The sequence below is a fragment of the Streptomyces sp. NPDC057697 genome (assembly GCF_042799335.1).
In the GTDB taxonomy this organism is placed as follows: domain Bacteria; phylum Actinomycetota; class Actinomycetes; order Streptomycetales; family Streptomycetaceae; genus Streptomyces.
Genome location: NZ_JBHVJA010000012.1, coordinates 234660 through 256710, shown reverse-complemented (window position 1 = coordinate 256710; position 22051 = coordinate 234660). Strand labels below are relative to the sequence as shown.

Genomic DNA, 22051 nt, shown 5'->3' with positions numbered 1-22051 from the left:
ACACGGACAGTACGGTGATCCGCAAGGTCGGTACGCCACCCCGCTACACGCACCCCAGCCGCCAGTCGATTGGAGCCGCACACCATGAAGGACGTCACCCAGCTGCACGAGGGCTGGAGTCTGCGCCACGCGGACGCGCACTTGCCCGCCCACGTCCCCGGCTGCGTCCACACCGACCTGCTCGCCGCCCAGGTCATCCCCGATCCCTTCATCGGTCGCAACGAGACCGAGATCGCCTGGGTGGGACGACAGACCTGGTCGTACGTGACCGAGTTGCACCACGACAGCGAACACGAACGTACCGACCTGGTCTTCGAGGGGCTCGACACCGCCGCCGAGATCGTCCTCGCCGACGAGCCCCTCGGCACCACGCGCAATATGCACCGCGTCCACCGCTTCGACGTCACGGGGCGCACCGGACCCCTCGAAGTACGGTTCGCGTCGGCCTACGACGAGGCGGAACGCGTCCGCGCCCTGACCGCGGAACGCCCGAACGCCTACCCGGAGCCCTTCCAGTACATCCGGAAGATGGCCTGCAGCTTCGGTTGGGACTGGGGCCCGACCGTCGTGACCGCGGGCATGTGGCGGCCGGTGCGCCTCGAACACTGGTCCACCGCCCGCCTTGCCGAGGTCCGTCCCCTCGTCTCGGTCGACGGCACCACCGGCCGCGTCGAACTGCGGGTGCGCACCGAGCGCACCGCGAACGGCGCCGGCCGTCCGCTGACCCTCCGCGCCACCGTGGCCGGTGCCGAGGCGGAGGTCGCCTTCGAGGGCGACGAAGCGGTCCTGTGCCTGGATGTGGCGGAACCCGCCCTGTGGTGGCCCCGAGGGTACGGCCAACAGCCGCTGTACGAGCTCGGCATGACGCTGCTCGACGAGCACGGCGACCCGCTCGACGCCCGGACACAGCGCATCGGCTTCCGTACGGTCGAGATCGACCGCGCCACGGATGCCCATGGCACCGGCTTCACCTTCGTCGTCAACGGCCTGCGGATCTTCGTGCGCGGGGCCAACTGGATCCCCGACGACGTCCTGCCGTCCCGGGTCACTCCGGAGCGCTACCGGAAGCGGCTGGCCCAGGCCGCCGAGGCCAACATCGACCTGATCCGCGTCTGGGGCGGTGGCCTCTACGAGGACGACGCGTTCTACGACGTGTGCGACGAGCTGGGCCTCATGGTCTGGCAGGACTTCCTCTTCGCCTGCGCCGCCTATCCGGAGGAACAGCCACTGCGCGGAGAGGTCGAGGCGGAAGCACGCGACAACGTTGTCCGCCTGATGCCGCACGCCAGTCTCGTGCTGTGGAACGGCAACAACGAGAACCTCTGGGGGTTCCGGGACTGGGACTGGGAGCAGCCGCTGGCCGGCGATTCCTGGGGCGAGGGCTACTACCTCGGGCTGCTGCCCAGGATCGTCGCGGAGCTGGACCCGACCCGCCCGTACACGGCGGGCAGCCCTTGGTCCGGGTCGTGGGACCACCATCCCAACGACCCCCGGCACGGTACCCATCACTCGTGGGAGGTGTGGAACCGTCAGGACTACGCCGAGTACCGGGCGGACGTGCCCCGTTTCTGCGCGGAGTTCGGCTGGCAGGCTCCCCCCGCCCTCGCGACGCTCCACCGCGCACTGCCCGGCGAGCCGCTCGCCCCGGACTCCCCCGGCATGCTGCATCACCAGAAGGCGGCGGACGGCAACGGCAAGTTGAACCGCGGCATCGAGCGTCACTTCGGGCTTCCCGAGGGCGACTTCGACCGGTGGCACTACCTGGCCCAGGTCGTCCAGGCACGCGCCGTCGCCGCGGGCATCGAGCACTGGCGGGCGAACTGGCCGGTGTGCGCGGGCGCCGTGGTCTGGCAGCTCAACGACTGCTGGCCGGTCAGCTCGTGGGCGGCCATCGACGGCGACGGCCGGCTCAAGCCCCTCTACCACGAGCTGCGGCGCGTCTACGCCGACCGCCTGCTCACCCTCGTCCCCACCGGGGACGGCCCCGTGCTCGCCCTCGACAACCAGTCCGGCTCCGAATGGCGCACGACGATCGTCCTGCGCCGGATGAACGCGGAGGGAACCGTACTGTACGAGTCGCCCATGGAGCTGGCGGCGGGCCCGCGGAGCGTCACCAGAAGGGCGGTGCCCAGCCCGCTGCTGCCCGAGGAGAACTCCTCCAGCGAATTCCTCGTGGCCGACGCCGACGGGCTCCGGGCCGTGCACTTCCCCGTGGCCGACAAGGAGTTCGCCTACCCCGCGCCGCAGTACGACGTACGTCTCGACACCGTCACCGGAACCGACACCGTAGGCATCGTCGTCACGGCGCGGACTCTGGTACGCGACCTCCTGCTCCAGGCCGACCGGCTGGGGCCCGACGCCGAGGCGGACCGCGGCCTGGTCACGCTGCTTCCCGGCGAGGAGACGCGGATCACCGTCCGGGGCTGGGCGGACCCCGAGGTGTCCGTCGCACGCGATGCCCTGTTCAGCGTGTGAGCGGTGTGAACGTCCCTGCCCCGGGTTCACGACCGACATGACCGACGTGAACGACAGGGCCACCGGCCACCAACTGCCGTTGGCCGGGGGCCCTGTCGCCACGAGGCGCCGGTGATCGGGCGCGCTCCGCCTCCACCGGCCGACGCAGGTGCCTGACACGGGGCAGAGCACGCGCCAGGGAGGAAGGGGCCGACCGCCGGGACCGGCTGCCGACGCGGAACCGGGTCAGCTCCAGAACTCCCGCAGGGCGGCGTTGACAATGGCGGGCTCCTGAGTGTGCGGGTAGTACCCGGGCACCCGCAGGAGGCGTCCCCCGAGGGAGTCCGTGAGGGACTCCGCCACGGCCATGAGGGGAATCCCCACGTGCTCGCGGTACGCGGCCGGCGCACTCTCCCAGGTTCCGCAGATCACCAGAATCGGCAAGGCGGCGTCCCTGATCGCCTCCAGTGGGATTTCCGCCTCCCAGATGGGCCGCTCCCTCATGGAGGTGGCGACAGCACGGAGCCGGCGTGATGTGGGCTCGGGCATGGCCATCCCCAACCCCTCGGTGGATGCCCGGAGGTACTGCTCCGGCGTGACGCCGTCCGGAATGCCCGGGGCACCGTCGCGCACCCGCTCCAGGAGTTCGGCGACGACTGGGTGGTGCGCGGCGGCGGTGAAGGCGGAGGGCTGGACGAGGGCGAGGGAGCGGACGAGGTCGGGTCGGCGCGCGGCGGCGATGAGCGCGGCGACGGCACCGTTCCCGTGCCCCACGAGGTGGGCGCCACCGAGCCTCGCGGCGGAGGCCCCGTCGCTGAGGATCTCCACGACGTCCTCGGCGTCCACGTCGAAGTCGCTGCACGCGGTGTCCGGGCTGTCTCCGTAGCCCCGACGATCCATCAGGAGGAGCCGCCGACTGTCCGCGAGGGGGCGCTGCCCGGCGAACCCGTACGTGAGGTCGCTGCCCCAGGTGAAGATGTTGTGGACGAAGAGAGCGGGGGCATCAGCGGCAGCCGGGGCCGCCGGGACCGTCGAAGGCGCCGGGGCCAGATCTCCTCCACCCTGATCGCGGTCGTCCCACACGGTCACGTGCACGGCCACAGGTCACCCTTCCGAGTTGAGCAACATCAGTGCCCCTGAGACTAGGCCGTGGGTCGTGGCTGATCGCTGTGGATGACATCCGGGCACCTGAAGCAGTACGTGGTGACCTGCGATGGTGGAGTCCGTCACGGTCCCGTCCGGTGATCGCCGGGGAGCAGACGCATCGGAGCCAGACAGCCGACTCGCCCCGGCAGGGCCCGACCACAGCAGAACAGTGGCAACGTCGGCCAGCCGGAAATTGCCGCCTGCCCGCGCCGTGACCGTCCCACTGCGGAGGGGTGAAGAACTCGGGGCCTCGGCACCCGATGTGCCACAGGTTTCACTCAGCTGGGCACAACCGGCTGTTCGAGCAACTCGTCCGGTCCGTCGAAGCCGCAGCGCCGGTACAGCGGGGCACTTCGCTCGGAGGGCCATACGATCAATGTGTCCAGGCGGTGGGCTCGCGCATAGCTGGTCGCCTCGTCGAGGAGGGCCTTGCCCAGGCCGTTGTTGCGCTGTTCCGGGGTGACGTAGAAATTCGTCACGTAGCCGAGCGCCTCGGAGGCCTCGTACGGGCTCGGGACCTTCTCCACGAGGCACAGGAACACGTGGCCGCATGGTCTGCCGTCCACCTCGGCGAGCCAGATGCGCCACGGTCCGGCCATCCGGGTCCGTAGCCACTCCGTGCATTCGCCGATGAACTGCGTCTCGTCCTGCGGGACTCCGTCGCCGCCGTCCTCGACCTTGAACCGCCGGCGCAGGGCCGCCAGCGCCGGTGCGTCGTCGAGTTCGGCCCTACGGATAACCATGTCGCTCATGGCCACACTCTCGCAGTTCGATCCGTCGGAACGAAACGACTTATGAGCACCCGGCGGTCCCCTGGAACGTGAACGTTCCGGCACCTCGCAGGCGCTCGGGGGCCCGGCAGCGGAGCCCATCGCGGACGTGCGCGGGCATCCGCACGCCTGCTTCGTGTCCTGTGGTTTCAGGACGAGGTGTCATCGATGAAGTCGAGCAGGTCCCGGTTGAGTTGCTCGGCATGGGTGATGAAGATGCCGTGCCCCGCCCGGGGGTATTCCTTGTACACATTCCCCGGGACCAGCTTCGCCATCTGCCTCCCGCAGAGGTGTACGGGGGCGGACGCGTCGGCGTCACCGTGGACGATCAGGGTCGGCACCCGGAGCCCGGCGGACTCCTCACGCAGATCCGTGCAGGCACCGATCCTGACCACCTCGACAGCGGCCTTGGCCGAGCAGTCGAGGCACTTGCGCACCGTCCACTCCATCAGTTCGGAAGAGACGTTGTTCCCGAGGTGTGTCGCAAAGAACGCCTGCGAGTTCTGGGCCATCCACCTCGGACGGTCGCTCGCCCGGATCGCCGATCCGGCATCGAGGACGCTCAGTTCGATGCCTTCCGGGTTGTCCGGTGTCCTGATGGCCAACGGTGCGGTGACCGCGATCAGCACGACCCGGCTCACCCGGTCATAGCCGTGGCGGGACAGGTAACGGATCACCTCTCCGCCACCCATCGAGTGCGCCACCAGAGTCACCTCGCGGAGGTCCAGGTGGTCGAGGAGCGCCGCGAGGTCGTCGGCGAGGGTGTCGTAGTCGTATCCGTGACCGACCCAGTCCGAGCGGCCGTGTCCCCGTTTGTCATAGGCGATGCAGCGGAGGCCCTTCTCGGACAGCGGGAGCATCTGGAACTCCCACGCACTGCTGCTGAGCCAGGCTCCGCTCACGAACACCACCGGCTTGCCGCGGCCCCAGTCGGTGTAGAACAGGCTCGTTCCATCGGCACCCTCGAAGTACGGCATGGCAGGTCCTTCCTGGACGTTCTCGCTGCGTGTGCGACAAGCTTCGCCCAGTGGGGATCACCGCGTCGACTACCTCGGAAGTAATGGCGGGGGGGGCGATCCGCCGGCGGGTGCTCGGCGGGTGTCAGGGTGCTCGACCCTCGACAAGTGGCCTTCTCCAGCGGGTTCGCCGCCCGTCTCAGGGAGCCGGTACGGACGCCGCGCAGGCGTCCGCAACGACCTGTGTGTCCCAGTGGAAAGGACGCACCTCGGTGATCAGCCCGTCCTCGACCGTGATCGTTTGCAGGAGCGGGAAGCTGAGCTCACGGCCGGTCGCACGAGCGCGGGCGCGGACCTGAGTGAGCACGACCACGGTCTCCCCCGTGGCGAGGAACTTCTGCTCGGACAGGTCGAACGTCTCCCACGCCTCCCCCATCGCGAGGAAGAACCGCGCCATCCCGTCATGCCCGCGCCACGTGCCTCCGTACGGCAGAGCATTCGCTTGGTGCAGTTCGACGTCGGGTGCGAAGAAGCGGGCGAGCGGGTCGAACGAGGCCTCACCGGGGCCACCGGCGGCCAAGTACCCCGCTTCAGCCGTGCGCCGCGGCGCTGTACGCGTACAGGGCTATCGCCCCGGTGACGCAGACAAGGATCACCCATGAACTGAAACTCGTGTGCTTCCCCCTGCGTCTGGGCCTCGCGGCCTTGCCGGAACGACCGGACCGTCGAGGTGCTGCCTGCGCCGTGACCGGCTCCGCATCGGCCGCCGTCTCGGCGAGCAGACGACGACAGGTAGCAGCGATCATGCTCGTACTGGCCGACAGGGGCACCACGGCCTCCGAACGCGCCGGAGCGGTGGTGCCACCGTCCAGGATGCGCCCCGCGCGTACGAGAACCTCGTCCCGGCCGCCCGACGGAGCGAGGCTGATCCACCGCCGTACATGCTCGCCCCTGATGACCACACCGCCGGACCGCTCCCGGTACACGGTGTGTTCCCGCCAAAGAATCTCCGCCAACTCATGGGCCGTATCTCTCAGATGCGCACTCATAACCCCCACCCCTCCGCCTCACGGCGAATCGAACAAGCATCGCACTCTAGCGGTAGACGCAGAGCGTGCGGGCAGCCCCCCGGCCACTGCGGCGTACCGGCGGCCAGCTCGCCGAGCGACGGCATGTTCTGGGCCGTTCCGCGGTCACGGTCTCGGCGTCCTCGCCCGGCGCTCGGAGGTCAGCCGGTGGGCGGTTGGGCGGCGGTTGGAGGCGGTGGGACGGCACTCGCAGCCTTTCGCAGCACGCTCTAGGCTCTCCCTGGATTCGAACGGAAGGGCCGAGGCGTGGCGATCTGGGGACTGGTCATCGAGATGACCGTGGGCGTCGGGGAACGCAAGCACGCGGAGGCCTATGTGCTGGCGCAGGTGGAGGGCACGCGTGAAGAGGCCCTGGTGGAGCTGGAGCGGCGCGCCCGGAGGCATACGCCGGAGCACCCCAGAAGTCCGAAGCGCCGTCGGCTCTTCCGGGAGAGCGACGGTTTCCTGCTGGTGATCGACGGCGCCTGGCAGTCCTTCAGCACCCGGTTCACCGTGGCGGAGCTGCTGGACGACAGCGCCGCACCGGCCCCGCCGCCCGCGGAGGCGGCCCCGCCCGAGGCCGAGGCGGATTCGGCGGGGGCGGTGCCCGCTCCGCCACCGGCTCCGCCGGTAGAGCGCTATGCGGACGGAGTACCGGTACGCCCGGCCTGGTGGGGGCGTACGGACCTGCCGTGAGGGCTGATGCCCGTGTCGGTGTCGGGACCGCGTCGTCCCGCACTCTCGCGTGCTCGGGTCCGCCGTGTTGTCTCATGCTCCGCCGGAACCGGCAGAAGGCATCCATGTGGCCGGGAGATCCCCGGCGGCGCATCGGCCCGTGCCTCTCGTGGCATGCCTCACACACCGCGGCTGCGCCCGGGGTGAGCGGCTGACGTCAAGACCGTTGCGCGAGCAGGTCGTCGAGTTCGGCCGCGAAGAGCTGGGCGGGGTCGATTCCCATTCCCCTGAAGTGTCCGGAGAGTTCCAGGGACAGGACGCCGTGCAGCCTGGTCCAGAAGGTCAGGGCGCGGTGCAGGGCGGCGGGGGTGGCGGGGTGGCCGTCGGCCCAGTCCCGATGCTCTTCCAGGTGGGCGCCGAACGGTGTCAACGGTGTCGCGGGGCCTTCCGCGGTGTGCGCCGCACAGACGTCGAGCAGGGTGGTCATGATCTGCGAGGAGATCCTCGTGGTGTCGTCGGGGGCGTGATAGCCGGGCACGGGGGTCCCGTAGATGAGGAAGTAGCGCTGAGGATCTTCCAGGGCCCACTCCCGCAGGGCATGCGCCAGCCCGGCCACGTCGGCGCCCGCCGCGAAGGCCGTACGGAAGGTGTCGGCGAGGCTTTGGTACGCGTCCCGGACGAGCTCGGTGATCAGTTCGTCACGGCCGGCGAAGTAGCGGTAGAGCGCAGGGCCACTCACGCCCATCTGTTTGGCAACCGCGTTGAGGGAGAGCGCGGGCACTCCCGCCGCCGCGATCTGCTTCCAGGCGTGCTCCTTGATCTCCGCGCGGACCTGGGCGCGGTACCGCTCCCGCGGGGTCTTCGGGTCCGGCTCTCCCATGCCCGCCAACTCCCTTGCTCCCTTTGCTGCATGCTCAAGTTTTCGTTAGAAGCTATCACGCAAGGTCTTGCCCCCCATCACGCTCCAGTTATAACTTCTAACGAACACGCTAGCTTCTAGCTCGTTCGGAGCGTGGCGCGCGCCCGTCCTGCTCGCCGCCCCCGGCAATCGACAAGGGGAAGTCCATGCCCGGAATCCGCACCGCCCTGCTCACCGTCCCGATCGCCCTCGCTGTCCTCGGCGCCGCGGCCGCGCCCGCCGGAGCCGCCCATCGCCACACCGGTGCGTCCCTCACCTGCCGCGGGGAAGGCGTCGACCCCGACGCGCGTGTTCGCCACAGGACCGAGACCGTGATCCACGCACCGCTGCGTGCCGTCTGGAAACTCCAGACGGACGTGGCACGCTGGCCGTCCTGGCAGACCGCCGTCAAGACGGCGGAACGCCTCGATCACGGCCCCTTCCGGAAGGGCTCGGCGTTCCGGTGGGTGTCCCCGATTCCCGCCAACCCCGCGACCCCGGCGACCGAGCTGGAGATCACGTCGACCGTCGAGCAGCTCAGGCCCAACTCCTGCATCCGTTGGTCCGGGCCCGCGGTCGCAGAGGGGCTGCACATCGACGGGGTCCACGTATGGAACTTCACCGCGGTGAAGGGCGGCGTCCGGGTGAGCACCGAGGAGACCCACACCGGCCCGCAGGTCGACGCGGATGTACCCACCGCGACGGAGATCCTGCGTCAGGGCCTCGAAGCATGGCTGCGCGAACTGAAGACCACGGCCGAGGCGGGCGCCGGCAGCCGGTGGAACTGACCAAGTAGAGAACTACGGGTCTCCCGGGCCCATGTCCCGGGAGACCTGCCGGCTCCCACACTCATCCGTCCTCGGCCGCTCCCGTCCCGGCCCGCGCGGTGCGGGGTCGGCCCGGCGACAGCCCCGCCCGCGGCGCGGGGCATACGCGTCAGGCTGGACCATTCCCGGAAGCCACCGGCCGGCCCCGCAGACCAGGCACCGGCAACTCGTCACGCATCGGTCGCGGGCTTCGGGAGAGGGGTCGGCCGGGTGGTGAGCAGCGTCGTGATCTCCTGGGCGAGCTCCGGGCCGAGTTCGCCCCAGCCTTCCTTGTAGCCGTAGACGCTCGCCAGGGTGCGGGCGTCGTAGTCGCCGTTCATGATCTCGATGTCGGTGGTGGTGATGAGTGCCGGGTGGGCGACGCCGACGGCTCCCGAGACCTTCAGCAGTTCCTTGCGCAGGGTGCGCAGATACACGGCGGCCCGGGTGGCCTTCGAGGGCGCGTCGACGCCGCGAACCAGCCACGGGTCCTGCGTGGCAATGCCGGTGGGGCACTTGTCGGTGTGGCACTTCTGCGCCTGGATGCAGCCGATGGACAGCATCGCCTCACGGGCGACGTTGATCATGTCGACGCCCAGGGCGAAGGCGACGGCGGCGTTCTCGGGCAGGCCGAGCTTGCCGGAGCCGATGAAGGTGAGGTTGTCGGTCAGGCCCTGCTCGGCGAACGTGCTGTAGACGCGGGAGAAGCCCATTCGGAACGGCAACGACACCGAGTCGGTGAAGATCAGGGGAGCCGCCCCGGTGCCGCCTTCGCCTCCGTCGATGGTCACGAAGTCGACCCCGCGGTCACCACGCGCCATCAGCGTGGCCAGCTCCTGCCAGAAGCTCATCTCGCCCACCGCGCTCTTGATCCCGACAGGGAGGCCGGTCTCGGTGGCGAGCAGCTCCACGAAGTCGAGCATCGAGTCGACGTCGTGGAAGGCGGTGTGCCGGGACGGAGAGGCACAGTCCTTGCCTGCCGGAATACCGCGGATCTTCGCGATCTCCGGGGTCACCTTCGCGCCCGGCAGCATTCCGCCGAGCCCCGGCTTGGCTCCCTGGGAGAGCTTGATCTCTATCGCCTTGACCGGGGCGCCCGCGACCACGGCCTTGAGCTTGTCGAGGCTGAACGTGCCGTCCTCGTTGCGGCAGCCGAAGTACGACGTCCCGATCTGGAGGATGAGGTCACCGCCGTTGCGGTGGTACGGGGAGAGGCCGCCCTCGCCCGTGTTCTGCATCGCGCCGGCCAGCGCCGCGCCCTTGTTGAGCGCCGTGATGGCGGCGCCGGACAGCGACCCGAAGCTCATCGCGGAGATGTTCACGATGCTCGCGGGCCGGAACGCCTTGGCACGCCCGCGGGGACCGCCCAGCACCTTGGCCGAGGGCAGCGGTGCCTGGGGGTCGTGCAGGTCGGGCAGCGTACCGGCGAACGTGCGCTGCTTCACGTACGCGTGCCCCTGCACGTGCTCGACGTCCACGTCGGTTCCGAACCCGAAGTAGTTGTTCTCCTCCTTCGCCGACGCGTAGATCCAGGTGCGCTGGTCGCGGCTGAACGGGCGCTCCTCCTCGTTGGAGGTGACGACGTACTGGCGCAGCTCCGGCCCGATCGTCTCCAGCAGGTACCGGGCGTGCCCGATCACGGGGAAGTTCCTCAGCAGTGCATGCTTCTTCTGGACGAGATCGCGGGCGGCCACCAGAGCCAATGCTGTTGCGGCGGCCGCGCCGATGCTCCGAGCGCGCATGAACGTTCCTCTCCTCAGTTGCTCGATACCCGACTCCATCGCTGTGCGGCGGACGTCGTGAGCGTTGGGCGGCGGACCCGGCCGGGCAGGCATCGGCGTCCGACGACGAAACGCCACATGATGTTAGAGGTCTCGCGGATGCGCGGACCTGGCAGGGTGTGTGAGTCCGGCGGCTCCACGCGCTGGTCGGCACAGCTGACAGCGGCGGTATCGCCCTTGGTTCCGGGGGGGCGCCGTGCTTGCCGGGCGGAATCCGTCGACCGGTAGTCTCCCGCCATGGATGATCGATCGGCCGCCCACGGGGACGGCACCGGCCGGGTCGGGGGAACCGCGGGGTATGCCAGGGAGGCCGACAGGCTGGTTGTCCAGTACGAGGAGGTCACTTTCGGCGAGGTCCACTGTGACGTACTGGACCTGCTGCCTCCGGCGCCTGCGCGGATCCTCGACATCGGCGCGGGCACGGGGCGCGATGCGGCCGCGCTGGCAGCCCTGGGGCACGGCGTCGTGGCTGTCGAGCCGACGAAGGAGCTGCGGATCCACGGGCAGCGCGTCCACGCGGACAGTGCGATCGACTGGGTCGACGACGTGCTGCCCGGCCTGGCGCTGCTTCAGGAACCGGGCAGGTTCGACGCGATCTTCGCCACTGCGGTATGGATGCACCTGGACGCCGGGGAACGCGAGCGGGCGATGGCCAGGGTCGCGGCCTTGTTGATGCCCGGCGGCCGGTTCTTCGTCAACCTCCGCCACGGGCCCGTGCCCGAAGGCCGCCACATGTTCGATGTGTCCCCTGCTGAGACAGCCGAGTTGGGCGCCGCACACCGCTTGCGGACGGTCCTGCGCAGCGAGCGTTCCGACCTCCATGGCCGGGACAGCGTCCGGTGGAGCTCTCTCGTGCTCCAGCTGGAGGACTCCTCCGACGCACCCGGCTGAGGGCGATCGGCGGGCGACGGCCGTGGATCAGGGGCGGGCCGTACTGGATCGTCTTGGGCTCGCGTGGGACGGCTCGGGCGACCCGGCCCAGGTCAGCGGCGCCGGGGCCCGGCAGCCGGCGCTCCTCGCCGCACCGTGCGCTTGTCCACGGGCCCCGTCACGCGTCATGCGTCATGGGTCACGCGCCATGGGTCATGCCGCGTCGAACCAGGGCTTGTTGGCGGCCCAGTGTCTGACCCATCCCGCGAATCCGGGTTCAGCCGTGGTGGACCCGAACTCGGCTCCGAACGGGGTCGCCCCTTCGCCGGCGATGAACCAGATGTGGCCGCGATGCGCACCGGTGACGACGAGGTGCCAGTACATACCGCAGCCGTCCGTCCCGAGAACGATCGTCCCGTGATGGAACATCTGGTCCAGAATCGGCTCGATCTCCTCCTCCGGCCTCGGATCCTCGTCCCACAGCCAGCTCGCAGTGAGTGGGAACGGCCGACTCAGGTGGCGTTCCCCCCGGCCGTCGCCCCAGTCGCCGGGCATCTCCGCCAGCCCCACCAGCCCGAAGTCCGGAGGACCGGTGGGCGATCCGTCGGCGATCTCGGCGACGAAGGTCCGGTAGGGCTCCGGCAGGACTATGCCGTGCTCCGCTTCGAAGGCGTGCACCGCTCCCCAGCCCAGCGCGGACTCATTGTTCTCGTCGACGCCGAAGGCCGCACGGAACGCAGCGAGGTCGTCAGCATCTGCGTGCTCGGTGTTCATGCGGCCCATTAGTACCAGTTGGCAGTGACAACGCTTCTCCAGCCGCACACGCCCCCGGCCCACGTTCCGCTGTTCCGGCCCTCAGGTCAGAAAGGGCGCGGTGGTGTGCGCCGAGTCCGCTCCGATGCGCCGGAAGGGCCTGTCCGGCTGTGGAATCCCGCCGGACAGGCCCCGGGCCCGAATGGGGCTCAGCGCTTGAGCATGAAGGTGAAGTCGTCGGAACGCTTGCCGGTCAGCCGGACCGCTGAGACGGCCTTCCCCTCCGTGATCAGTCGCTCGACCTCGGCCCGCGGCAGGCCACAGCCTTCGGCGATCAGCCGCACCGGCCTCACGGGTATCCGTGCCGCGAAGCGGACCGAGACATCGATCACCTCACGTTCGAGGTGATCCGATCCGCCGGTGTCCAGACGCCAGGCGTTGTCCCAGTCGAGGGCGATGCGGTTGCGGCGCCGCACCGCCGGGCTCCGCCCTGTCCGGCAGGGGGCCGGACGTGCGTGTCGGCGGCAGGCGTCGGGCCGCTCAACGAGTCGGCGGGCACGGACAGGTGGCGGCACGGGCGTGCGGACCTCCGGCGTACTCGTCGACGGAGTCCGCTTCCGGCTCGGGGCACCGCTCGGGCCGGTCTCTGACCGGCTGAACGTTCGCGGCCCCGGCATGGCCGCTGGGTCCCCGGCCCGGCGCGAGCCGCCGGCAGCGTGCGTTCAGGAGGGCTCGACCAGGCGGTAGCCGATACCGCGGACGGACCGGATCAGGTCGGGAGGACCGAGCCGACGGCGGAGAGTGCCGATCACCGTGTCGACGGTGTACGCGGGCGGGCGGTCCTGTTCGGCAGCACAGCACCTGGTCAAGTGATCACGGGTGACCAGTGCGCCACCGGCCAGAATCAGCGCCCGAAGGGCCGCGGTCTCCGGGCCGGTCAAGAGCAGTGGTGCCCCGGCGCAGGTGAACGCGTCGTCGTGGCGGCACCATTCCAGCTCGCCGACGCGCAGCCGGGACGCCTGGGCGGGAGCCACCGGAAGGCGGCAGAGGTTGCGCATCCGGCCGGCCAGTTCGACGGTACTGAAGGGCTTGACCACGTAGTCGTCCACCCCCTGCTCGATCAGAACCGTCCGTTCGGCATGCGAATCGACGGCCGTGAGCATCATGACCGGGCGGGTCCATCCGGCACGGCGATGGGCGGCGATCAGGCCGAGGGCGTCCCCGTCGGGCTGGTCCCGATCCGCGACGAGGCCGTGGCAGCCGGTGGTGCCCAACTTGCGTTCGGCGTCGCTGAGATCGCCCACCACGTCCACGTCGAAATCGGTCCTTCGCAGGCACTCGGCCATCACTGCCGCGAGCTCCGGGTCGTGCTGCACGACGAGTATGCGCATGCCGTCCGATCTTAGGCGAGGGGCGTCATGACCCGCCGCGTGGCGGGGAGTTGCTCGGCCGGGGCGCGGAAGCGTACGCGGCAGGATCCGGTGCCCGCCGAGGGTCAGCTGCGGTCGAGCCAGGTGCGGGCCGCGATGACGAGGGCCTCGACACCCGTGCTCAGGGTGGGTTCGATGAGGGGGGCGAAGAACGGTGAGTGGTTGCTGGGGAGTTGGTCGGATCGGCCTTCCCGAATGGCCGTGATGGTGCTCTCGGGTTCGAGGCCGCCCCAGAACCAGAAAACCGTGGGGACGTGCAGGACGTCACCGAAGACACCGACGTCCTCGCTGGCGTTGACCTGCGGCATGGTGTGCAGCCGCTGCTGTCCGAAGTGCTGCGCGAAGGCGGCCATGGTGGTCTCGGTGGCGGCGGGTTCACTCACCAGGACCGGTGCGCTGCCGAACCAGTCCAGATCGGGTTCGCTCACGGCGGCGCTCGCCTCGGACTCGGCGCGGACGATGCGCTCGATCGCGGAACGCACCAGGTCGCGGGTGTGTGCGGAGTAGGTACGGATGTTGATGCCGAGTTCGGCCCGGTCCGGAATGATGTTGTCCTTGGTACCGGCCTGGAGGCGGCCGATCGTGACGACCGCGGATTCGGCCGGTGGAACCTCGCGCGAGACCACGCCCTGCAAGCGGGTGACGACGTTGGCCGCCATCACCACCGGATCGACCGTCGCCTCGGGGCGTGATCCATGGCCGCCGCGACCGTGCAGGGTCACGTCGAGGGAGTCCATGGATGCCATCACCGGCCCGGTGCCGTAGCCGATGAACCCTGCGGGCAGGGGCGCCACATGCTGCCCGAGAACGATCCGCGGTGCGGGAAAGCGCTCGAACAGACCGTCGTCCACCATGCCCCGGGCTCCGACCGCGAGTTCCTCGGCGGGCTGGAACACCACCAGGAGCGTCCCGCTCCATTCCTGACGTGACCGCGCGAGCAGGGTGGCGGCGCCGACCAGGCACGTGGCGTGCATGTCGTGGCCGCAGGCATGCATCACCGGCACCTCGCGGCCGTCGCTCGCCACGGCTCGCTCCGTGCTTGCGTACGGCAGCCCGGTCTTCTCCTCCACCGGCAGGGCGTCGAAGTCGGCGCGCAGCATGACCACGGGCCCGTCACCGTTGCGGATCACGCCCACCACGCCGGTGGTGCCCACCTTCTCGGCGACCTCGTCGAATCCGGCGTCCCGCAGCCGCTTCGCGAGCACGGTCGCCGTCCTGGTCTCCTGGAGCGACAGTTCCGGGTGCCGATGCAGGTCCCGGTACAAGTCGGCGAGGTAGTCGCGGATCTCCGCGAGTCCGGCGATCTCTGCGTCTGCCATGTCTGCGGGCCCTTCTACGTCAGAACTTTCCGGTGCCCGGGGAACGGGGCGGGGAACCGCGAGCGGAGAACGGGACGGAGAGCGGGGCACCGGCTCCGTGGCCGTCGGCGGCCTCGGCGTCACGCGCCGCGGCCCGCGAAGTCGAACACGATCCGGGCCGCCACACGGCCGGCCAGGATGTCCGCGATCGACTCGTTCACCTGGTCCAGTGCCCGCTGCTCCCGAATGACGCGCGTGCGGCCGAGCGCATGCAGACGGAAGACCTCCGCGAGGTCCTCCCGGGTTCCGACGATGGAACCGATGACGCGCTTGCCTTCCAGGACCGTCTCGAAGACGGGGAGTTCGAGTTTTCCCTCCGCGGGCAACGCCACCAGTACGAGGGTTCCGCCGCGGCGCAAGGAGCCGTACGCGGCCTGAAAGGAGGCGTTGGACACGGCGAGGCCGATGGCGACGTCCGCGCCGCCCACCTTGTGTGTCTCCTCGGCGACGTCCTGGATGCGCGCGTCGATGACGTGGTCGGCTCCCAGGTCGCGGGCGAGTTGCAGCTTCTCGTCCGTGACGTCCACGGCGATCGTCTCGGCTCCGGCGATCCGCGCGTACTGCAGGGCGAGGTGCCCCAGGCCGCCGATGCCGGAGATGAGCGCCCGCTTGCCGGGCGCCGCTCCGCCGACCTTGACCGCCTTGTACGTGGTCACGCCCGCGCAGGTGAGCGGGGCCGCGTCCAGCGGGTCGATGCCGTCAGGAACCCTGACGACGTAGTCGCCGTGCGCGACGGCGTACTCGGAGAAGGAACCGTCGACGGAGTAACCGCTGTTCTCCTGTTCCAGGCAGAGGGTCTCCCAGCCGGAGACGCAGTGGTCGCAGTGGCCGCAGGCCCGGCCCAGCCACGCGATGGCCACCCGGTCGCCGATCTCCACATGAGCGACTCGGTCTCCCCTGGCCTCGACGATGCCGATCCCCTCGTGGCCGGGAACGAACGGCGGATCCGGCTTGACCGGCCAGTCACCGGCGGCGGCATGGATGTCGGTGTGGCACAGTCCGCTGGCTTCCATCCGGACCAGGACCTGTTGGGCATCGGGGCGCGGGGTTTCACGCTCCTGGATCTCCATGGGCTCGGAGAAGTCCGTCACGACCGCAGCCTTCATGGCGCTACCCCTCTCGCCCGCACGGGCGTATCCCACGTGGGCACATTCCGCGTGGGCATATGTCACGTAGCCACATTCCGCATGTGGACATATTTCGCATTCAAGACAAGAAGCTTAATCGCAGTCGGTGCGGGCGGCTTCTTGATGCGCGGGGCTTGTCCCGGCGCATGCGGCGGTCGGCACCGACCCCCCGGTCAGCCGGCGCCGGGGAGACCCCACTCCCCGGGAAGGTCGAACAGGTACATCGCCCGTCGCCTGTTCTCCTGCCGGAGCGCGGCGGTCCAGGGCCAGGGGTCCTCGGGCCGGAGGTAGGGGCAGACGGTCCGGTGCGCGATCCGGCACCGGGTGCCGGGAAGGGGTTCGGCGTCCCAGAGGTTCATGGCGGCTCCGTCCGAGGTGATGATCCACCGTCGGCGCGGGGGCACGGTGTGGGCGGGGACGACGATGCGGGGTTCGAGGAGAATCCAGTGCCCTTCGTAGTGGGTGGCGAAGCGGTCCTGCGGGAGGTCGCAGAACGGGCAGTCCGGTGGGGCGGGCGGACGAGGGGCCGTGGCGCCTTCGAGGAGGGCGTGGAACGTATGGTCGGTACTGTCCGGACCTGATGTGCTTTCGGTGTCCCCCATGGTTCTCAGGGTCCGGACAGGACATCGTGGTGGGTAGGGCGCAATCCGGTCGTGCCGGGTGAGGCACCACGAGACCCCTGTGACGTGGGGCGCCCTGCGAGGCGCGCATCGGATCAGTGGCTCCACGCCGACGGGCCGGAATACGACGGCCGGCCGTGCGACACCTGCTGCGGGACGGCCCTGGCGGCACGCCGATCGGGACCGCCCGCCATCCACCCCGGCCCGTACCGCCGTCACCGCCGCATCCCGCCGGACGCGCCCGGTCCTCCCTGCCCCTGGGAAATACACCCGCAGCACCCCTCTCGCCTGCGCCCCGGTGGTCTGTGGCCTGGCCTACCTGCTAGGATGCAGGCCATCGCATAAGCCTTCTCGGTGCGGACCCAGGTCCGCCGGGGAGGCTTTTTTTGTGCCCGGGGCCGATCCGGCCCGGCACCGGTGGACCGCTTCGAAGGTACTCACCTGCCAGGTACACACCTGCCGGGCGACCCGGCGCGCCACCCCGTCCGTTCCCCGTTCCGGCCCGCAAGAGGAGATCGCTTTCATGAGCCCGCAGACGGACACAGCGGCAGCCACAGCCACGTGGCGACTCGGTGACCTGACCGTCAACCGTGTCGGGTTCGGCGCGATGCGCCTGACCGGCACCGCTCCCTTCGACCGCGGCGTACCACGCGACCGCGATCGGTCGATCGCCCTGCTACGGCAGGCGGTCGAGCTCGGCGTCAACCACATCGACACCGCCGCGTTCTACTTCTCGGCGACGCGCTCCGCCAACGAGCTGATCAACCGGGCGCTGGCGCCGTATCCGGAGGACCTGGTCATCACCACCAAGGTCTGGCCCGGCCGCGACGCCTCGGGGGCGTGGTGGTGGGCCACCCCGGCCCAGTTGCGCCACCAGGTCGAGGAGAACCTGCGCCAACTCGGCCGCGATCACCTGGACGTGGTGAACCTGCGCGTGCCGCCGAGCCGGCGGGCCGGTTCGATCGCCGAGCACTTCGGCGCGCTGGCGGAGCTGCGCAAAGCCGGACTCGTCCGCCACCTCGGCGTCTCCCATGTCACGGCCGGGCAACTGGCCGAGGCCATGGCCATCGCCCCGGTCGTCTGTGTGCAGAACCCGTACGGGATCGGTGCGCCGGTCGAGGACCGGGCTCTTCTGCGGCGCTGTGGTGAACTCGGCCTCGCCTTCGTCCCGTTCTTCGCGATCGCCGGTTCCGGGCGCGAGGCGGGTCCGGCCGCCCGTGACAACGAGTCGGTGCGCGCCGTCGCCCGCGCGCACGGCGTCTCTGTCGCGCAGGTACGACTGGCCTGGACCTTGCAGCAGGGGCCGCATGTGCTGGCGATCCCGGGCACCGGCGACCCGGACCACCTCGCGCAGAACATGGCGGCCGGCAGGCTTCGGCTGTCGGAGGAGGAGATGGCGGGCCTCACCTCGCTGGAACCGGGCGGACTCGACGGAACGTTGCCGGTCGGACCGGTGTCCGTCGCGTAGCCGGTACGTCTGCGCAGGGGCCGACACCGAGGAGGCGCTTCCCTCGTACCAGTGTGCCGAGGCGGGGCAGGGAGCCTCCGGTGGCGGCACCGGCCAGGGCGGCCGCGGGCGAGTCGGCCGCCGCGGCCGCCCCGTGGCCGACCACCGGGACAAGCGCCTCGGCAGGGTTCCCGCGGCCTTCGACGGCGGGGCCTCACCGTCGATGGTCGGCGGGGCCTGCGCCCGCCCCCGGCCACGCGTTCCGACCGGGGGCGTCGGCGCCGAGTCCCTCGCCATGGTCCAGCGGCTCGTCCGACGCCTGATCGCCACGGACCGTCGCGAGGAAGGCTCCGCCCCATCGCCGAAGGCGTCGGACCACCGGTCCGCTTACGCGCGGCCCGGGGACGGACGGATCGGATGGATGACGGGCGCCGACGACGTGTGTACCGGACGCCTCGTCAGGAGCCTGCCGGGGCAGCGCTCACAGGGGCTCGCCGTTCTCGGCAAGGGCGCTGATCAGGCTCTCGGGTGTGTCGGAGCCGAAGAGGGACTCGTTGAGCTGCGTGCCGTCCTCGGCGGCTTCCCTGCTGCGGGGGAACATGGCCTCCTCGTACTCGGTGAGGGCACGCTCGATGTCGTCGGGATGCCCGGCGATGGCCTTGCCGAGCTCGGCGCCGTCGTACATGGCCAGGTTGGCGCCTTCGCCGTTCGGGATCGTGAGGTGGGCCGCGTCACCGAGCAGGGTCGCTCCCGGCACCCGGTCCCACCGGTGCCCGGTCGGCAGGGCGTGATGGGGGCGCAGGACCGGTGCGGTGTCGCCGTCGGTGATCAGCGCGGTGAGTTCCGGCGCCCAGCCGTCGAATTCCTGTGCGATGCGAGTCATGGCCGTGGTGGCATCGGTGAAATCGATGGCATCGAACCACTCCTTCGGCCTCACCAGCCCCACGTACGCGTGCAGGGTGTCGCCGGTCTCCCGGTGGGCGAAGATCTCCTTGCCCTGCGCGGGCACGAGCATCGATCCGCCGCCGACCGCCTTCGCGGTGGCCGGGTGCCGGGTGTCCGCGTGGAACAGATAGGTCTCGACGACCGAGGTGCCCGCGTACTCGGGTGTGGCGGTGGAGAGCAGCGGCCGGACCCGTGACCAGGCTCCGTCCGCGCCGACCAGCAGGCCGGCGACGAGGGTGCTTCCGTCGGCGAACGTCACCTCGTGGCGGCCCTCGCCGAGGGTGCGGGTACTGCTGACCTTGTGGCCCCACCGGACGGTGCCGGCCGGGAGCGAGTCGAGCAGCATCCGGCGCAGCTCGCCGCGCTCCACCTCGGGACGCCCGCCGGTGCCGTCGTCGGCCTTGTCGAGCAGGACGTTCCCGTCCCGGTCGAGGATCCGCATCGCCTGGCGGCCTTCCAGGACGAGGCCGCGGAACACGTCCATCAATCCTGCTTCGTGCAGGGCCGGTTGACCGTTGTAGTCGTGGATGTCGAGCAAGCCCCCCTGCATGCGGGCGGTCGGGGAGGTCTCGGCCTCGTAGACCGTGGACGCGATGCCGTGGACGTGGAGGACGCGGGCCAGGGTCAGTCCCCCGAGCCCGGCACCAATGATCGCGATGTCGGTGGCCATGGTGATTCCTTAAGTCCGATGCGCCTGCCGGGCGGACACCCGGCGGGTTCTCTGGAAAGATCCCAGGGCCCGCCGACAGGCTGCCGTCATCGGACCGACAGCCCCGACACATGACCGACACCGCGCACTGCGTGCCGGATCGCCACAGGTCGGACAGGTCGGGTCGGGTCGGGTCGAGTCAGGTCTTGGCTCCTGCCTCCCTCAGAGCAGCGCGGGGCGCCGCCACTCCTGGCCGAGGACATGGTGGTCGAGGAAGTTCAGCACCGTCTCGTACATGATCCGGATGTGGTTCGGCGCCCCGATGACGTGACCCTCGCCCGGGAAGTGCAGGAACCTGACGGGTACGCCGAGCCGCCGCAGATCGCTGTGCAGGCCGAGGGCTTGGCCCACCGGGACGCGCTGGTCCTTGCCCCCGTGCACGATCAGCATCGGCGTCATCATCTTCGCGGCGTCGAAGTGGGGCGAGTTGGCCTCGTACCGATCGCGCTGGGTCCTCGGGTCACCGAAGGTCTCGCGGAAGTAGGCGTGCAGGTCCGTCTCCGCCTGGAACGCCTCCAGGTTCCACATTCCGGCGGCCGAGACGATCGCCTTGAAACGGTCGGTGAGGGTGGCCGCCCGGTTGGCCAGATAGCCCCCGTAGGACCAGCCCGCGAAGGCCGTGCGGCTCGCGTCGAGATCGGCGCGTGCCAGAGCCGCGTCCGTCAGCGCGATGACGTCGCGGTAGGGCCGGCCGCCGTACTGGCCCCTGCCGCGCTCCTGCATCCGTTGTCCGTACCCGGTGGACAGCGCCGGGTCCGGCAGCAGCACCGCGTAACCACGGGCCACGAACGGCCAGGGGTTCCAGGTCCATGTCCAGGCGCTCCAGGACGCCTGCGGTCCGCCGTGCGGGACGACGACCAGGGGCGCCGGGCGGTCGGGCGAGGCGTCCTCGGGCAGAGCGAGCCAGGCGCGCAACGGGAAGCCGTCGTCCGCCCGTACCCGCACCTCGGTGAGGGTGCCCGGCAGGGGTCCGAGGCTGCCGGGGCCCTTGAGGAAGGCGGGTTGCTGATCGGGAGTGGTCGTGTCCAGCCGCACCACCTGGGGCGGGCCGTCGATCGTGCTGCGCAGCGCGTAGAGGGTGGCTCCGTCGGGTGACACGTTCAGTGCGGAGTACGCGCCGGAGGCGGTGAGGCGGGTGACCGTGCCGTCCGCGTCGCGGCGGAAGACCGGGCAGTGCCCCTGCTCGTCCCCGGTGAACCACACCGTGGCGTCACCGGGAACCGGGGCGAGGACCGCGCGCCCCGGCCACGGCCAGTTGTCGAACCCCGGCAGGAGGTCGGTCTCCTCGCCGGAGGCCAGGTCGAACGCGACGAGCGTGACTCGCCACTCCGTGTCGTGGGTCTCTTCCCGCTGGCGCTGGCAGACCAGTGCCGATCCGTCGGCCGTGAACTCCAGGCGGTAGTACTGGTATCCGGGGCGCGAGAAGGTGACGCGCCGGGCGCCGGTGGCCGCGTCGGCGACCACCACGGAGTTCGTGTCCGGGGCCTCGCCGTTCGGGGACCGCGTATGGGCCACCAGCGATCCGTCCGGCGAGAGCGCCACATCGCCGGCGCCTTCGATGCCTTGGCTGCCGACGTTCACCGGGGGTCCGCCGGAGTTCCGGACGAATGTGTGTGGTTCGTCCGGTCCGAGGGCCGCTCCGCTGCCGCAGGCCGCGACGTCCTCGTACAGGACCGCGTCGACCATGGCGTCCTGGCGCTCGCGGCGTGAGGCGGCGTAGGTCGCGGCATCTTCCGTGCCGGGCAGCAGGTCAGCGGTGTACGCGATCGTGTCGGCGTTCCCGGCGACGGTGAAGTCGGCCACGCCGCCCGGGTGATGGGCGATCCGCCGGGCCTCGCCGTGTTCGGGCAGCGCCCACAGCGACATACCCTCGCTGTCGCTCCCTTCACCGGTGGAGTCCGTGTGCTCGCGTTCGGAGAGGACCAGCAGCGTCCCGTCCGCGGCGAAGGCGGGAGCGCAGTCGCCCTGTACGGCCTCGGCGACGGGGCGGCTGTCGCTCTCGCCCGTGGGGTCGATCTCCCACAGCTTCCAGACATGCCTGGTTCCCGCATCGTTGATCGACCGAACGGAAGCGATCAGGCGGGAGCCGTCGGGCGACAGGGTCAGGCCGGCGAGTCGGGAGTGTGTGGCAAGGCGGTCGTGGAACGGGACGGCGTTGTTCGGATCGCAAATCATGTGCATCATTCTGTCCGCTGCGCCGAGACGGGTGTCAGCGGGTAACAAGCCCTGTCACAGGTGC

At 70.3% G+C, this 22051-nt stretch carries 19 protein-coding genes and 1 pseudogene; 5 read left to right on the top strand and 15 right to left on the bottom strand.

Annotated features, from left to right (window positions below; translation table 11 throughout):
* Positions 1-84: 84 nt before the first annotated feature.
* Positions 85-2475 carry a glycoside hydrolase family 2 protein gene (locus ACFVFH_RS28070; protein WP_383773602.1) on the top strand — a complete coding sequence of 797 codons (2391 nt, stop codon included), beginning with the start codon at positions 85-87 and terminating at the stop codon, positions 2473-2475.
* Between the two features lie 225 nt (positions 2476-2700).
* On the opposite strand, the gene ACFVFH_RS28065 is transcribed toward ACFVFH_RS28070, so the two are convergent.
* The 5 genes from ACFVFH_RS28065 to ACFVFH_RS28045 form a co-directional block, all read right to left on the bottom strand.
* Positions 2701-3555 carry an alpha/beta fold hydrolase gene (locus tag ACFVFH_RS28065; RefSeq protein ID WP_383773600.1) on the bottom strand — a complete coding sequence of 285 codons (855 nt, stop codon included), beginning with the start codon at positions 3553-3555 and terminating at the stop codon, positions 2701-2703.
* Positions 3556-3878: 323 nt separating this feature from the next.
* The gene (locus tag ACFVFH_RS28060; RefSeq protein ID WP_383773598.1) at positions 3879-4352 is read right to left on the bottom strand and encodes a GNAT family N-acetyltransferase; all 474 of its coding nucleotides are present in this window, start codon (positions 4350-4352) and stop codon (positions 3879-3881) included.
* 167 nt (positions 4353-4519) lie between these two features.
* Positions 4520-5347: an alpha/beta fold hydrolase gene (locus ACFVFH_RS28055; protein WP_383773596.1), complete on the bottom strand. Its 828-nt coding sequence runs from the start codon at positions 5345-5347 to the stop codon at positions 4520-4522.
* A 178-nt stretch (positions 5348-5525) separates the two neighbouring features.
* Positions 5526-5906 carry a nuclear transport factor 2 family protein gene (locus ACFVFH_RS28050; protein ID WP_383773594.1) on the bottom strand — a complete coding sequence of 127 codons (381 nt, stop codon included), beginning with the start codon at positions 5904-5906 and terminating at the stop codon, positions 5526-5528.
* A 10-nt stretch (positions 5907-5916) separates the two neighbouring features.
* The gene (locus tag ACFVFH_RS28045) at positions 5917-6333 is read right to left on the bottom strand and encodes a hypothetical protein (RefSeq protein WP_383773686.1); all 417 of its coding nucleotides are present in this window, start codon (positions 6331-6333) and stop codon (positions 5917-5919) included.
* Between the two features lie 354 nt (positions 6334-6687).
* Between ACFVFH_RS28045 and ACFVFH_RS28040 the strand changes: the two genes are divergently transcribed.
* On the top strand, positions 6688-7089 hold the full coding sequence (locus ACFVFH_RS28040; protein ID WP_383773684.1) for a hypothetical protein: 402 nt from the start codon (positions 6688-6690) through the stop codon (positions 7087-7089).
* A 196-nt stretch (positions 7090-7285) separates the two neighbouring features.
* Here ACFVFH_RS28040 and ACFVFH_RS28035 read toward each other — a convergent pair whose 3' ends face one another.
* On the bottom strand, positions 7286-7948 hold the full coding sequence (locus ACFVFH_RS28035) for a TetR/AcrR family transcriptional regulator (RefSeq protein WP_383773592.1): 663 nt from the start codon (positions 7946-7948) through the stop codon (positions 7286-7288).
* 185 nt (positions 7949-8133) lie between these two features.
* On the opposite strand from ACFVFH_RS28035, the gene ACFVFH_RS28030 reads away from it, so the two are divergent.
* On the top strand, positions 8134-8754 hold the full coding sequence (locus ACFVFH_RS28030) for an SRPBCC family protein (RefSeq protein ID WP_383773590.1): 621 nt from the start codon (positions 8134-8136) through the stop codon (positions 8752-8754).
* Between the two features lie 209 nt (positions 8755-8963).
* On the opposite strand, the gene ACFVFH_RS28025 is transcribed toward ACFVFH_RS28030, so the two are convergent.
* A complete protein-coding gene (locus ACFVFH_RS28025) occupies positions 8964-10514 on the bottom strand; it encodes an FMN-binding glutamate synthase family protein (RefSeq protein ID WP_383773588.1) in 1551 nt (516 codons plus the stop codon).
* Between the two features lie 276 nt (positions 10515-10790).
* Between ACFVFH_RS28025 and ACFVFH_RS28020 the strand changes: the two genes are divergently transcribed.
* The gene (locus ACFVFH_RS28020; RefSeq protein WP_383773586.1) at positions 10791-11444 is read left to right on the top strand and encodes a class I SAM-dependent methyltransferase; all 654 of its coding nucleotides are present in this window, start codon (positions 10791-10793) and stop codon (positions 11442-11444) included.
* A gap of 192 nt (positions 11445-11636) precedes the next feature.
* On the opposite strand, the gene ACFVFH_RS28015 is transcribed toward ACFVFH_RS28020, so the two are convergent.
* The 6 genes and pseudogenes from ACFVFH_RS28015 to ACFVFH_RS27990 form a co-directional block, all read right to left on the bottom strand.
* On the bottom strand, positions 11637-12197 hold the full coding sequence (locus tag ACFVFH_RS28015) for an SMI1/KNR4 family protein (RefSeq protein WP_383773584.1): 561 nt from the start codon (positions 12195-12197) through the stop codon (positions 11637-11639).
* A gap of 188 nt (positions 12198-12385) precedes the next feature.
* A pseudogene (locus ACFVFH_RS28010) lies at positions 12386-12664 on the bottom strand (DUF1062 domain-containing protein); the annotation flags it as partial.
* A 234-nt stretch (positions 12665-12898) separates the two neighbouring features.
* Positions 12899-13567, bottom strand: a complete 669-nt coding sequence (locus tag ACFVFH_RS28005) for a response regulator (protein WP_383773582.1) — start codon at positions 13565-13567, stop codon at positions 12899-12901.
* 104 nt (positions 13568-13671) lie between these two features.
* Positions 13672-14925 carry an amidohydrolase gene (locus ACFVFH_RS28000; RefSeq protein WP_383773580.1) on the bottom strand — a complete coding sequence of 418 codons (1254 nt, stop codon included), beginning with the start codon at positions 14923-14925 and terminating at the stop codon, positions 13672-13674.
* Positions 14926-15044: 119 nt separating this feature from the next.
* Positions 15045-16070, bottom strand: a complete 1026-nt coding sequence (gene adhP / locus ACFVFH_RS27995; RefSeq protein ID WP_383773578.1) for an alcohol dehydrogenase AdhP — start codon at positions 16068-16070, stop codon at positions 15045-15047.
* 194 nt (positions 16071-16264) lie between these two features.
* The gene (locus ACFVFH_RS27990; RefSeq protein WP_383773576.1) at positions 16265-16693 is read right to left on the bottom strand and encodes a DUF6083 domain-containing protein; all 429 of its coding nucleotides are present in this window, start codon (positions 16691-16693) and stop codon (positions 16265-16267) included.
* Positions 16694-17234: 541 nt separating this feature from the next.
* On the opposite strand from ACFVFH_RS27990, the gene ACFVFH_RS27985 reads away from it, so the two are divergent.
* Entirely contained in the window at positions 17235-18179 is a 945-nt protein-coding gene (locus ACFVFH_RS27985; RefSeq protein ID WP_383773574.1) for an aldo/keto reductase, read from the top strand.
* Positions 18180-18639: 460 nt separating this feature from the next.
* Here the strand turns inward: ACFVFH_RS27985 and ACFVFH_RS27980 are convergent, their stop codons facing one another.
* The gene (locus tag ACFVFH_RS27980) at positions 18640-19773 is read right to left on the bottom strand and encodes an FAD-dependent oxidoreductase (protein WP_383773572.1); all 1134 of its coding nucleotides are present in this window, start codon (positions 19771-19773) and stop codon (positions 18640-18642) included.
* 201 nt (positions 19774-19974) lie between these two features.
* Positions 19975-21987: a prolyl oligopeptidase family serine peptidase gene (locus tag ACFVFH_RS27975; protein ID WP_383773570.1), complete on the bottom strand. Its 2013-nt coding sequence runs from the start codon at positions 21985-21987 to the stop codon at positions 19975-19977.
* Between the last annotated feature and the right edge of the window lie 64 nt (positions 21988-22051).

Coding starts and splice junctions, on each gene's coding strand:
- ACFVFH_RS28070 (WP_383773602.1), top strand. CDS start 85: ATGAAGGACGTCACCCAGCTGCACGAGGGCTGGAGTCTGCGCCACGCG.
- ACFVFH_RS28060 (WP_383773598.1), bottom strand. CDS start 4,352: ATGAGCGACATGGTTATCCGTAGGGCCGAACTCGACGACGCACCGGCG.
- ACFVFH_RS28055 (WP_383773596.1), bottom strand. CDS start 5,347: ATGCCGTACTTCGAGGGTGCCGATGGAACGAGCCTGTTCTACACCGAC.
- ACFVFH_RS28040 (WP_383773684.1), top strand. CDS start 6,688: ATGACCGTGGGCGTCGGGGAACGCAAGCACGCGGAGGCCTATGTGCTG.
- ACFVFH_RS28035 (WP_383773592.1), bottom strand. CDS start 7,948: ATGGGAGAGCCGGACCCGAAGACCCCGCGGGAGCGGTACCGCGCCCAG.
- ACFVFH_RS28030 (WP_383773590.1), top strand. CDS start 8,134: ATGCCCGGAATCCGCACCGCCCTGCTCACCGTCCCGATCGCCCTCGCT.
- ACFVFH_RS28025 (WP_383773588.1), bottom strand. CDS start 10,514: ATGCGCGCTCGGAGCATCGGCGCGGCCGCCGCAACAGCATTGGCTCTG.
- ACFVFH_RS28020 (WP_383773586.1), top strand. CDS start 10,791: ATGGATGATCGATCGGCCGCCCACGGGGACGGCACCGGCCGGGTCGGG.
- ACFVFH_RS28015 (WP_383773584.1), bottom strand. CDS start 12,197: ATGAACACCGAGCACGCAGATGCTGACGACCTCGCTGCGTTCCGTGCG.
- ACFVFH_RS28005 (WP_383773582.1), bottom strand. CDS start 13,567: ATGCGCATACTCGTCGTGCAGCACGACCCGGAGCTCGCGGCAGTGATG.
- ACFVFH_RS28000 (WP_383773580.1), bottom strand. CDS start 14,925: ATGGCAGACGCAGAGATCGCCGGACTCGCGGAGATCCGCGACTACCTC.
- adhP (WP_383773578.1), bottom strand. CDS start 16,070: ATGAAGGCTGCGGTCGTGACGGACTTCTCCGAGCCCATGGAGATCCAG.
- ACFVFH_RS27990 (WP_383773576.1), bottom strand. CDS start 16,693: ATGGGGGACACCGAAAGCACATCAGGTCCGGACAGTACCGACCATACG.
- ACFVFH_RS27985 (WP_383773574.1), top strand. CDS start 17,235: ATGAGCCCGCAGACGGACACAGCGGCAGCCACAGCCACGTGGCGACTC.
- ACFVFH_RS27980 (WP_383773572.1), bottom strand. CDS start 19,773: ATGGCCACCGACATCGCGATCATTGGTGCCGGGCTCGGGGGACTGACC.
- ACFVFH_RS27975 (WP_383773570.1), bottom strand. CDS start 21,987: ATGATTTGCGATCCGAACAACGCCGTCCCGTTCCACGACCGCCTTGCC.